The 11,917-nt window shown below is 60.1% G+C and carries 11 protein-coding genes; 3 read left to right on the top strand and 8 right to left on the bottom strand.

The window, feature by feature from the left end:
• Positions 1-105 precede the first annotated feature (105 nt).
• From pflA to pflB, 3 genes are all read right to left on the bottom strand, one after another.
• Positions 106-858, bottom strand: coding sequence for a pyruvate formate-lyase-activating protein (pflA, locus tag NW809_RS06860; RefSeq protein ID WP_011429382.1), 753 nt, complete (start codon positions 856-858; stop codon positions 106-108).
• Positions 859-1,019: 161 nt separating this feature from the next.
• Positions 1,020-1,397, bottom strand: a complete 378-nt coding sequence (locus tag NW809_RS06855; RefSeq protein WP_011429383.1) for a pentapeptide repeat-containing protein — start codon at positions 1,395-1,397, stop codon at positions 1,020-1,022.
• A gap of 87 nt (positions 1,398-1,484) precedes the next feature.
• Positions 1,485-3,791 (bottom strand): formate C-acetyltransferase, encoded by a 2,307-nt coding sequence (gene pflB / locus NW809_RS06850; protein WP_414401787.1) that lies wholly within the window; start codon positions 3,789-3,791, stop codon positions 1,485-1,487.
• A 385-nt stretch (positions 3,792-4,176) separates the two neighbouring features.
• On the opposite strand from pflB, the gene NW809_RS06845 reads away from it, so the two are divergent.
• The gene (locus NW809_RS06845) at positions 4,177-5,241 is read left to right on the top strand and encodes a VOC family protein (protein WP_240527741.1); all 1,065 of its coding nucleotides are present in this window, start codon (positions 4,177-4,179) and stop codon (positions 5,239-5,241) included.
• Positions 5,242-5,322: 81 nt separating this feature from the next.
• On the opposite strand, the gene NW809_RS06840 is transcribed toward NW809_RS06845, so the two are convergent.
• Both NW809_RS06840 and NW809_RS06835 read right to left on the bottom strand, forming a co-directional pair.
• Positions 5,323-5,688 carry a response regulator gene (locus NW809_RS06840; RefSeq protein WP_099812459.1) on the bottom strand — a complete coding sequence of 122 codons (366 nt, stop codon included), beginning with the start codon at positions 5,686-5,688 and terminating at the stop codon, positions 5,323-5,325.
• 311 nt (positions 5,689-5,999) lie between these two features.
• Positions 6,000-6,932 (bottom strand): NAD(P)H-dependent glycerol-3-phosphate dehydrogenase, encoded by a 933-nt coding sequence (locus NW809_RS06835; protein ID WP_011429387.1) that lies wholly within the window; start codon positions 6,930-6,932, stop codon positions 6,000-6,002.
• Between the two features lie 119 nt (positions 6,933-7,051).
• On the opposite strand from NW809_RS06835, the gene NW809_RS06830 reads away from it, so the two are divergent.
• Together NW809_RS06830 and gcvH are read left to right on the top strand one after the other, a co-directional pair.
• Positions 7,052-7,957, top strand: coding sequence for an alpha/beta fold hydrolase (locus NW809_RS06830; RefSeq protein ID WP_099812457.1), 906 nt, complete (start codon positions 7,052-7,054; stop codon positions 7,955-7,957).
• Positions 7,958-8,035: 78 nt separating this feature from the next.
• A complete protein-coding gene (gene gcvH / locus NW809_RS06825) occupies positions 8,036-8,425 on the top strand; it encodes a glycine cleavage system protein GcvH (RefSeq protein ID WP_099812456.1) in 390 nt (129 codons plus the stop codon).
• A gap of 3 nt (positions 8,426-8,428) precedes the next feature.
• On the opposite strand, the gene NW809_RS06820 is transcribed toward gcvH, so the two are convergent.
• The 3 genes from NW809_RS06820 to NW809_RS06810 form a co-directional block, all read right to left on the bottom strand.
• Positions 8,429-9,325 carry a diguanylate cyclase gene (locus tag NW809_RS06820; protein WP_414401786.1) on the bottom strand — a complete coding sequence of 299 codons (897 nt, stop codon included), beginning with the start codon at positions 9,323-9,325 and terminating at the stop codon, positions 8,429-8,431.
• Positions 9,326-9,450: 125 nt separating this feature from the next.
• Complete coding sequence (locus tag NW809_RS06815; protein WP_414401785.1) at positions 9,451-10,398, bottom strand: UDP-glucuronic acid decarboxylase family protein; 948 nt, start codon at positions 10,396-10,398, stop codon at positions 9,451-9,453.
• Positions 10,395-11,813, bottom strand: coding sequence for a UDP-glucose dehydrogenase family protein (locus NW809_RS06810; protein ID WP_414401784.1), 1,419 nt, complete (start codon positions 11,811-11,813; stop codon positions 10,395-10,397). The genes NW809_RS06815 and NW809_RS06810 overlap by 4 nt, the downstream gene beginning before the upstream one ends.
• Positions 11,814-11,917 lie beyond the last annotated feature (104 nt).

The raw sequence follows: 11,917 nt of genomic DNA, 5'->3' as shown, positions 1-11,917 counted from the left end.
ATCCAAAGAATGAGTCGGCATTCCTTTCTCTCCTTCCTCTTGAATACCTGTGCCCTATTTTAAATTAAAAGGCTGTAGTTTTGTTGCTGTCGCTCCAGCGATAAACTAAACTGCCACCAATCCCCGCTCGCGAAAGATCTGCAAAGCGTGGTTGATCTGTTCCGGGGTGGGCGGCTGAACATCGCTGAGGGTATAGGGCAATCCTAACTGCTGCCATTTGTATTCCCCCATCTTGTGAAAGGGCAAAACTTCCACCCGCTCCACGTTGGAGAGCGTGGCCACAAACTCGGCCAAGCCCTTGATGTTTTCCTCGGGATCTGTTAGCCCGGGAACCAGCACAAAACGAATCCAGGTGGGCTTGTGAATCTGATCCAAATAGCGAGCCAGATCGAGAGTGGGCTGCAGCGAAACGCCGGTAACTTTGCGATAGAGCTCCGGCAGATAGGACTTGATATCCAGTAGCACCAAGTCTGTATGGGCCAACACCGGCTTGGCCACGCCCAAGGGCGCATAGCCGGAAGTATCTAGAGCCGTGTGCAAGTCCAGCTCATGGCAGCGGCGGAAAATCTCCGCCACAAAGTTGGGCTGCATCAACGGTTCCCCCCCGCTGGCCGTGACTCCCCCGCCCTTGAGGTAGTAGTTGCGGCAGCGCTGGATCTCCGCCATGAGGGAATCCACCGTCACCACCTGACCGGCATTGGGATCCCGACAGTCGGGATTGTGGCAGTACAGACAGCGCAGAGGACAGCCCTGCAGAAAGATAACAAAGCGGATCCCTGGCCCATCTACCGTGCCACAGGTCTCGACCGAGTGAATGCGGCCGGTTATCGGCGTCAAGGGGTTGAGCGGGGTATCCATACTTCTATCCTCAACAGCTTTTGCAAAATATCAATTAATCTTGAGGTTTTCTTCCCAATTGCTGTCTATGCTGCGCACACCATGGTTTTGTCTCTTTTGAGATTTGGGCTTTACCCGAACTGGGTTTTGCTTAACAGTTGACAACCCCTGGAAAGACCCCCCTACTGGGAAACACCTGCCGAGATGTTGTGCAGGCGATGGGCTTTGGGATCAAAGCCCGCCGGGAAATGGGTATAGGCATCGTAATCGGCGTGATCCAGCAAAGCCCCCTCCAAGAGGGCACCGCGGAAATCGCTGCCGAAAAGCAGGCATCCCCGCAGATCCGCTCCCGATAGGTTGGCGCCGGTGAAATCGGCAAAGCTGAGGTCACACCCCCGCAGGTTGGCGCCTGCCAGGTTGGCCCCTCTGAAATCAGCAGAGCGCAGGTCGGCACCGGCTAGGTGGATGCCCCGCAAGTCGGCCTGGGGCAGCTCGATCTCCTGGAAATCGCGCCGTCCCGCCGCGTAGTCTCTAACCAAGTCCAAAACGCTATAGCTCATCGAACCTCCTTGCTTGGGGAGGGGGGATCCCTTCCCTCGACCCTGCTACGGGCAGCCTTCCGGGATCCCCCACTCCGCCGTTTTCCGTTAGAAGTGTTGGTGGAAGGTGCGGTTAATCACATCCAGTTGTTGCTCGCGGGTGAGCTTGATGAAGTTCACCGCGTAGCCAGACACTCGGATGGTGAGCTGGGGATAGAGCTCGGGGTGCTCCATGGCCTGCAGCAGGGTCTCGCGGTTGAGGACGTTGACGTTGAGGTGAAAGCCGCCATCCCGCATGTAGCCGTCCAGCAGCCCCACCAGGTTGGCAACCCGCTCCTCGGCGGTGCGACCTAGGGCCGCCGGCACAATCGAGAAGGTGTTGGAGATGCCATCCAGGGCGTCGTCGTAGGGCAGCTTGGCCACAGAAGCCAGCGAGGCCACCGCCCCCTTGGTGTCCCGGCCGTGCATGGGGTTGGCCCCCGGCGCAAAGGGCTCGCCCGCTCGCCGCCCATCGGGGGTGTTGCCGGTTTTCTTGCCGTAGACCACGTTGGAGGTGATGGTGAGGATGAACTGGGTGGGGATGGCATTGCGGTAGGTCTTGTGCTTGCGCAGCTCCGCCATGAAGGTCTGCACCAATTGCACCGCAATGGAGTCAACCCGGTCGTCGTTGTTGCCGTATTTGGGGAAGTCGCCATCCACCGCGTAATCCACCACTAGGCCGCGCTCGTCCCGGATAGCCCGCACCCGCGCGTACTTGATGGCCGAGAGGGAATCCGCCACCACCGACAGGCCGGCCAACCCAAAGGCCATGGTGCGCACCACATCCCGGTCGTGCAGGGCCATCTCCAGGCGCTCGTAGCAGTACTTGTCGTGCATGTAGTGGATGATGTTCATGGTGTTGACGTAGGTTTTGGCCAGCCAGGCCATCATCTGCACCAGGCGCGGCCACACCTCGTCATACTCCAGCACCTCAGAAGTAATGGGGGCATAGGCCGGGGCCACCTGCTCGCCGGAGATCTCGTCCCGGCCGCCATTGATGGCATAGAGTAGGCACTTGGCCAGGTTGACCCGCGCCCCAAAAAACTGCATCTGCTTGCCGATGCGCATGGCCGACACGCAGCAGGCGATGCCGTAGTCATCCCCCCAGTAGGGGCGCATCAGGTCGTCGTTTTCGTACTGGATGGAGCTGGTTTCGATGGAGACCTTGGCGCAGTAGCGCTTGAAGGCTTCCGGCAGCCGCTCCGACCAGAGCACCGTCAGGTTGGGCTCCGGTGCCGGCCCCAGGTTGTAGAGGGTATGCAGCATGCGGAAGCTGGTCTTGGTAACCAGAGGCCGCCCATCCAGCCCCATGCCGCCGATGCACTCGGTAACCCAGGTGGGATCCCCGCTGAAGAGCTCGTTGTACTCCGGCGTGCGCAAAAACCTGACCATGCGCAGCTTCATGACAAAGTGGTCGATGAGCTCTTGGGCCTCTTCCTCGGTGAGGATCCCGGCCTGCAGATCCCGCTCGATGTAGATGTCTAGGAACGTGGAGACCCGCCCCAGGGACATGGCAGCGCCATTTTGCTCTTTGACGGCTGCCAGGTAGGCCAGGTACAGCCACTGGATGGCCTCGCGGGCGTTGGTTGCGGGGCGGCCTAGATCAAAGCCGTAGCTGGCCCCCATTTCCTTGAGCTCGTGTAGGGCTTTGATCTGCTCCGAGAGCTCCTCCCGCAGGCGGATGGTTTCTTCATCCATCGTGTCCAGGTCGAGGCTGGCTTTTTGCGCCTCCTTGTCCTCAATCAGCCGATCCACCCCATAGAGGGCCACCCGCCGGTAGTCGCCGATGATGCGGCCCCGCCCATAGGCGTCCGGCAAGCCCGTGATGATGCCAGAGCGGCGGCAGCGGCGCATCTCCTCCGTGTAGGCGTCGAAAACCCCGTCGTTGTGGGTCTTGCGGTACTTGGTAAAGATTTCCTTAACCTTTGGATCCAGCTCGTAGCCGTAGGCCTTGAGGGCCGTCTCCACCATGCGGATGCCGCCGAACGGCATAATGGCCCGCTTCAGGGGCTTGTCGGTCTGTAGGCCTACAATTTGCTCCAGCTCCCGGTCGATATAGCCCGGCGGGTGGCTGGTGATGCTGGAAGGAAGGTCCGTGTCGGCATCCAAAACCCCCCGCTCCCGCTCCAGCGCCATCAAATCCTTAACCTTGGCCCACAGCCGCTGCGTGCGTTCGCTGGCCGGCGCCAAGAAGCTTTCGTCGCCGGTGTAGGGAGTGTAATTGCGCTGAATAAAATCTCGGACATCAATGCAGCGTTGCCACCGTCCCGGCAGAAAATCTCTCCCAATCGTTTGATCGGATACTTTGCGTTCTGTGGTTTTTTGGGCCTTCGATTCTGTAGATAAAGCTACAGAACGCTGCGCGCTTGCTATCATAACAATCCTCCCGGCTATTACGCCTAACAACTCCGCCAATAGGCTGGCGACAGGGCGAGGCGACGCCTCAGCAGCTGCCAAAAGCTACAACAATCTTTGCAAAAGGGAAGGTCTAGCCACTCACTTGAGGGAGAGCTTTTAGCAACTCTGCTGTTTCTTTTTTTAGATGTTGGCCCTACACCTCGCCCACTTCAATTTTAGTCTCTTGCCCTGGGAAGATGTTTTTGTGGGCGCATTTTTAACCGTGTTTTTTAATGTTGTCTTAAGAGTTTGCTGGAAAGAGTTTTGACCTTTTCCCTCGCCGAAGGGCCGACCTATGCTGAGGTAGGGCAGCCCCGGTTGCCCCACCAGAAGACCTGGTGTTCGCGTTAGCAGTGCGTTTTCTATGAAGTTTTCTATGAACCCGTCCATTCGAATTGTCCAAGGGATCCACCACCTGCACTTCTACCTTTGGGATCTGCCCCGTTGGCGGGAACACTTTTGTCGGGTTTGGGGCTTCCGGGTGGCAAGCGACGCCGGCAACACCCTGGAGCTGGAGCAGGGATCCCTGCGCTTGCGCCTGTCTCAGCCGGCACGGGCGGGGGACGAGGTGGACCGCCATTTGCAGCGGCATGGGCCGGGGGTGGTGGATGTGGCCTTGGCGGTGGGAGAGCAGGAGCTACCGGCCTTGGCGGAGCTGTTGCGGGGCCGAGGCGCCCAACTGGCGTGGATCCCGGCAGCAGCGGCGCTCTGCCTCCACACCCCCTACGGGATCCGGCATTCTCTGATCCCTGGCCCCTTGGATGCCGCCCCTGCTGAAGCGGGCCTGTTTTCCCACTGGGATCACGTGGTGTTGAACGTGGAGCAGGGATCCCTGCAGGCGGCAGCCGACTGGTATGGGCGGGTGCTGGGCTGGCGGCGGCTGTACCGCTACAGCATCGGCACCGCCACCTCCGGCCTGGAAAGCGTGGTGGTGGGGGATCCGGAAGCGGGGATCCAATGGGCCATCAACGAGCCCACCTGTGCCGCTTCCCAGATTCAGGAGTTTTTGCATGCCCATGGCGGCCCGGGCATTCAGCACGCGGCGCTGCACAGCTCAGACATTGTTGCCAGCCTGCGCCGGTTGCGGCAGGGGGGAGTGGACTTTTTGCAAGTGGCGCCGCAGTACTACACCAGCCTGGAAAGGGAGCTGGGGTTGGCGCTCCGTTCTGCCCTTGGGCAGGCCATCTCCTGGCAAGACCTGGTGGAGCAGCAGATCCTTCTGGATGCTACCCTGCCCGCTTCTGATGGCCAGGATCGCCCCCTTCTGCTGCAGACCTTTACCCAGCCCCTCTTTGGTCGGCCCACCTTTTTCTTTGAAGTCATTCAACGGCTAGGCGGGGCCACGGGCTTTGGCGAGGCCAATTTTCAGGCTTTGTTCGAGGCCCTGGAACGGCAACAGCGACAGCGACACCAGGCGCTGACCCCTTAGCTACAGCCGGCAGGGATCCGGAAAACTTTTCTCGGTTCCCTGGAAGTTTTATCCCAATAGTAAATGGCTATAGCTAAGAGTTCAGAGCAGTTGGGCGGCGATTGCTCTCAACAGGTGATTTTGGTCGATGGGCTTGGTTAAGTAGGCATTAGAGCCAAGCCGCAGCCCTTCTTCCATGTCTTCTCGGCTGGTTTTCGAGGAGAGAAAGACAAAGGGGATGTGGGCAGTGGACCGATCCCATCTCACGGCATCTAACACTCCATAGCCGTTCAGCTTGGGCATGACCACATCGCACAACACCAAATCCGGCAGGAGAGCGTGCACCATCTGTAATCCTTCCTCCCCATCGCTGGCCGCGACAGTGTCGTACCCAGCTCGTTGCAACACTTTCTGCAAATAGGTGCGGATGGCGGGTTCGTCTTCAATCACCAAGATGCGTTTGGACATGTGGCTTCGTAAAAAAGCAAACAAGAAACCCCCAATCCCTTGGGCTGGCCGTCGGCTTCCTGGAACAACCGAGAGCCGAGTTGATGCGGGAACGAACAGGGAAGCTACAGAGACAGCATAGAAAAACTCTGGGGAAAAAAGCTCCGCCAAATGGCTCATTCTGGTACCCTAACCCTCTGCAAAAATCCTGATACGGTGCAGAACCCCTTTCCTCATCCGCGGATTTGCGGCTATGGTCATTTCAAATAGCAATGCAACGTTTATCCCTAACTCCCCTCTCCCAGAGGGAGAGGGGCAGGGGGGTGAGGGTCTTATTCCGAGGTGAGTTGTCGCTCCATCAGCCTGGCCAGGGCAGCAGTGGGGGTGGTCTGTCCTTGCAACAACCGATGCACCTCCTGGGTGATAGGCACCCGGATGTTGTGTTGGGCGGCGATCTTGACCACGACAGGAGCGGTGTAAACTCCTTCGGCAGTGCCCTCGATTTCAGCCAGAACCTGGGACAAAGGCCTACCTTGGCCCAACCCGTAGCCCACCTGGTAGTTGCGGCTCAGAGGACTGTGACAGGTGGCCAGCAGATCCCCCAGGCCTGAGAGGCCGTTGAAGGTCTCAGGCCGCGCCCCTAAGCGGGATCCCACCCGGATCATCTCTGCCAAGCCGCGGGTAACCAGGGCAGCCCGAGCATTGGTGCCCAGGTGCAGCGCATCACACACCCCCACGGCGATGGCGATAACATTTTTCAGGATGCCTCCCAGCTCCACCCCCAGCGGATCGCTGCTGGTGTAGAGGCGAAAGCGCTCTGAAGCCAGGGCATGCTGCACCTGCACGGCTGCCCAGAGATCCCGGCTGGCTACCACTGCTGCTGCCGGCAAACCCTGGCGGATCTCGGCGGAAAGGTTAGGCCCGGAGAGCACCACCAACGGCTGGTTGGGGAAGGCAGCCCCCCAGATTTGGGCAGGAGTCAAAAGTTGGAGCGGATCCAGTCCCTTAGTGGCTGAGACCAAAATAACCTGCGGTGGGATCCCCACCTGGCGCACAACCTCGGCCACGGGGCGCACCCCTGCCATCGAGACTGCCGAGATGAGGATTTGGGATCCCTGGAGCACCTCTTTGAGATCCAGATCTTTGCGCCGGTCCCAAACCTGCACTCGGTGCCCCTGGGCCTGGGCCAGCAGAGCCAGCGTACTTCCCCAGGCTCCCGCCCCTAGAATGGCGATCTTCTGGGGGGATGTTGTGTTAGTTTTCATCTGACCTTTGCAGCCGCAGCTTCTCTCCCAGGATGCCTTAAACTCCCCGTTAGCAAGAGAGCGACAAAGGTTAGTATGGTTGGATACCAAATCATGGGTTCGGCCAAAGAGCAGACGAGATGACAGAAGCAGGGATCCGACGCCTTCCTGCTGAGGTAGCCGCCAAGATGGGGAGCTGGCGGCACGGCTATGCCCTCACCAATGGTATTCAACTGCACTACGTCACCCAGGGGGAAGGGGAGCTGGCCATCTTGCTGCATGGTTTCCCGGAGTTTTGGTACTCCTGGCGGCACCAGATCCCGGTGTTGGCGCAGCGGTTTTGCGTGGTGGCCCCCGATCTACGCGGCTACAACGATTCCGACAAGCCGGATCACGGCTACGACCTAGATACCCTCACGGCGGATGTCCGCGGCCTCCTGGATCACTTTGGGGCCAAGAGGGCGGTAGTGGTGGCCCACGACTGGGGAGGAGCCATTGCCTGGCACTGGGCGCAATTTTTCCCCGACGAGATCCGCAAGCTGGCCGTGCTCAACTCTCCTCACCCAGCTTGCTTTCGCCGGGAGTTCCTGACCAATTTGGACCAGATGCGCCGCAGTTGGTACTTGTTTTTCTTCCAGTTGCCCTGGCTGCCGGAGTGGGTGCTCCAGTGGAACTTGGGCGATTGGGTGCAGCGCATCTTCCGAGAGACCTCGGTGCGCAAGAGTGCCTTCACCCGACACGACCTGAAGATCTACCAAGAGGCTCTCGCCAAACCCAAGGTGCTCACCTCTGCCCTTAACTACTACCGCCACCTGTTTAGCCTGCCCACTCTGCAGAACCTGTTTTTACAGCCCCTGCGGCAGATCCTCGCCCCCACCCTGCTCATTTGGGGAGAGGAAGACTTTGCCCTCAGCCGCGAGCTGACCGAGGGAATGGATCCCTTTTTCCCCAACGGCATTCGCAAAGAATACATCCCCGAGTGCGGCCACTGGGCGCAGCAGGAGGCGCCGCAAACCGTGAATCGGCTGCTGATGGAGTTCCTCTAGGTGTCAAGTTGGGAGAGCTTTACCAGCCCCAGGGGTTCACCCTAGAATAATCCACTGAATTCTAGCAGGGGAAACGGCATGGCCCTGGAGTATCCGCCCCATCTGCGCTATGTGGACACCCACGAGTACATCCGCGTTGAGGATGACATTGCGGTGATTGGGATCACGGCTTATGCCGTCGATCAGCTCGGGGATATTGTCTTTGTCGGCCTGCCCGAGGAAGGAACAGAGATTGAAAAGGGCGAAAGCTTTGGCTCGGTGGAATCCGTTAAGGCGGTCGAGGATCTCTATGCCCCTGTTTCGGGGGAAGTGGTGGCAGTGAACAAAGCAGTGGTGGACAGCCCAGAGAGCATTGCCGACGATCCCTATGGCGATGGCTGGCTGATCAAGGTGCGCATGACCAACCCGGAAGATCTCGACGACACGATGAGCGCCGAGGCCTACGCCAGCTTGGTAGAAGGATCCTAAGCCCTACAGCAACACTTCCCGGTTGCCCCCCTGCACTTTGGCTTGGTAGAGGGCTTGGTCGGCTGCCTCTAGAAAGCTTTGGACGGAAGTTTCTGCTGAAAGGCTGAGCAAAGAGGCGACGCCAATGCTACAGGTGAGGTGGATAACTTCTGCTCCCACCTGCAGAGGGAGGGATTGGACGGCCTGCCGCAGGCGCTTGGCCAGCTGCAGGATGTGAGCTTCCGGAACCCCGCGCACCATGAGGACAAATTCGTCGCCCCCTAGCCGGGCCAGCAGATCCTCGCGGCGAACCTGATCCTGCAGTCGTTGGGCTACTTGGATCAGGGCTTGATCCCCGGCCAAGTGCCCCCAGCGGTCGTTGATGAGCTTGAAGTTGTCCAAGTCCAAGTAAAGCAAGTGGAGGGGAAAGCCATGGCGGCGGGCAAAGGTCATCTCCCTCTGCAGGTGCTCTAGGAAAAACCGACGGTTGTGCAGCCCCGTGAGCGGGTCGTAGAGAGTGGCGGCAGCGACCTGGAAAAAGAAAGCCTCCTCCAGCCGGTCATAATAGGCAAACTGCAGGAGGCTATTCCCCAGCTGGATGCGATCCCTATCCGCCAAAACCCGGCAATTTACCCGTTCCCCATTGACATAGGTGCCGTTGAGGCTGCCGAGATCGATGAGGACATAGCTTTCCCCTTCCTTCCTCAGCCGGCAGTGCAGCCGAGAGATGGTGTGGTCGGAAAGCTGAACGTCGGCCTGGGGGCTGCGCCCCACTACTGCAGTCTCCCCCAGGCGGAAAGTCCTGCCCCTATTGGATCCCTGAAGCACCGTCAAAAAGGCGCCCACTACTTTCCTCTCCACCTCCAGCCTGCAGGTTTCCAGGGGCATGGGGGTGGTTGGTTCTCCCGGAGAAGTATCCACAGGCGTAGGGATCCCCTACTTGAGTTAACATGCCTTTTCTGTATTATGACGGGTATTATGCCAGCCTGGCTGCTTTCTTCCGCAAAGTTGGCCAGCTCTGGGGAAAATCTCCCAGAGGTCTTCCTTTACTCCAGCCCCAGCCGGCGGCGGAAGTAGGGGATGGTCAGCTCCAGGCCCACTGGCAAAGGGATCTGGGGCTCCCACCCCAGCAAGGCGCGGGCCTTGTTGATGTCGGGCCGGCGCTGCTTGGGATCGTCGGTTGGGAGAGGTCGGTGGACGATGGGAGAAGAGCTGCCGGTGAGGGCCAAAACCTGCCGAGCCAACTCTAGAATGGTGACCTCCTGCGGGTTGCCCAGGTTAAAGGGGCCGGGATAAGGGCTGTTCATCAGGCGCACCAGGCCCTCGATGAGGTCGGAGATGTAGCAGAAGCTACGGGTCTGGGAGCCATCTCCATAGACGGTGAGGGGATCCCCGCGCAGCGCCTGGACGATGAAGTTGCTGACCACACGACCATCGTCTTCCCGCATGGCGGGCCCATAGGTGTTGAAGATGCGGGCCACGCGGATCTCCGTTTGGTACTGCCGCTGCCAGTCAAAGGTTAGGGTTTCGGCCAGGCGCTTGGACTCGTCGTAGCAGGCCCGCGGGCCGATGGGGTTGACATGGCCCCAGTAGTCCTCCGGCTGGGGATGCACCTGGGGATCCCCGTACACTTCCGAAGTGGAGGCTAGGAGGAAGCGGGCCCCCGTCTTCTGGGCCAGCTCCAGGAGGTGGTAGGTGCCCCAGACGCTGGTGCGGATGGTGCGGATGGGATCCGCTTGGTAGTGAGGGGGAGAGGCAGGGCAGGCCAGGTGGTAGATTTGCTCGATGCCAGCTTTTTCCAGCTCCGGCGGCAGCGGCTCGGCCACGTCGTGCCACAGCAAGGTAAAGGCGGGGTTGTTGCGGTGAGCCCGCACGTTCTCCTCCCGCCCCGTGTAGCCGTTGTCGAGGCAGATAACCGCGTGGCCTTCCTGCAGAAGGCGGCTAACCAGATGGGAGCCGATAAACCCCAAACCACCCGTTACCAGAACCTTCACCAGCCCACTCCAATTAAGGTGATGCCCGCCTGTTGAAGGGCCTGCCGGTCAAGGCAATTGCGGCCGTCGACGATAAGAGGCCGCCGCATCAGCTCGGCAAGGCGCCGGTAATCCAGCGACAAGAACTCCGGCCACTCTGTCACCAGCACTAGGGCGTCGCAATCCTGGGCCAGGCGGAACACGTCTGTTTCCACCACCACATGGGCTAGGCCCTCCCGCATTCCCGAAGCCGAGACAATGGGATCATAGGCTTTTACCTTGGCCCCCAGGCGGTGGAGCTGCTCAATTAAGGTTAAAGACGGCGCATCCCGCAGGTCGTCAGTGTGGGGCTTGAAGGTGAGGCCCAAAAGGCCAATGGTCTTGCCCTTAAGCACCTTAAGAGCCTGCTGCAGCTTTTCCACCAAGCGCTGCCGCTGCTCGCGGTTAACCTCGACAGTAGCCCGCAACAGCTTGGCCTCGTAGCCGTAGTCAGCCGCCGTCTGGATCAAAGCGGCCAAATCCTTGGGGAAGCAGCTCCCCCCCCAGCCTATGCCGGCGTTGAGGAAGGCGCGGCCAATGCGCTTATCGAGGCCAATCCCTTCGGCCACCTGAAGGATGTCGGCGCCGGTGCGCTCGCAGATATTGGCAATCTCGTTGATGAAGCTGATCTTAGTGGCTAGGAAGGCGTTGGCGGCATATTTGATCATCTCGGCGGAGGCCAGGTCGGTGACCAGCAAGGGCACGGGATCCCCGCCCAAGCCCTGCTGGCGGCTGAGGATGGGCTCGTAAAGCTGCCGCAGGATCTCGACGGCGCGGGGGCTGCTGGAGCCAATCACAATGCGATCCGGGTAGAAGGTATCGTGGATGGCGCTGCCCTCCCGCAGAAACTCGGGGTTGCTCACCACGTCGAAGGGCGGCACCCAGGAAGACCTGTCCAGGGTGGCCAGGGAGGAGGGGGTGGGATCCCCCCCAGCCAGGGCCATCTGTTGGCTGCTTAGGCGCTGCTGGACAGCCTCGGCGGCGCCGTCGAGGATGAGCATGCGCACCCAGTCGCCGGAGCCGATGGGCACGGTGGACTTGTTGACGATGACGCGGTAGCGGTTGTCCAGGTGCTGGCCGATCCCTCGCGCCACGGCCTCTACGTAGCGCAGGTCTGGCTCGCCGCTGGGCAAAGCCGGGGTGCCCACGGCAATGAAGATCACTTCGCTGGCCTTCACCCCCAGGCCCAGGTCGGTGGTAAAGTGCAGCCGGCCAGCCTCGGCGCCTTCCCGCACCAGCTCTTCCAGACCGGGCTCGTAGATGGGCAGACGACCTCGCTGCAGGTTTTCGATTTTGACAGGGTTGTTGTCTATACAAATAACGCTGTGGCCCAGGTGGGCCAGACAGGCGCCGGTTACCAACCCCACATAGCCAGCTCCCACGACCGCCATGTCCATGGCTGCCTCCCCCTCGCGTCGGTGCTTGGTTCTAAAATACCCCGCCGGCCCGCATTCCCTATCCCCTCGAAGAAGGTCGGCCCCTAGGGGGAGTCGGTGGCAAA

The organism is Synechococcus sp. WC101, from assembly GCF_047461555.1.
GTDB lineage: Bacteria > Cyanobacteriota > Cyanobacteriia > Thermostichales > Thermostichaceae > Thermostichus.
The sequence above is the reverse complement of the archived record's forward strand: the minus strand, read 5'-3'. Positions and strand labels throughout refer to the sequence as shown.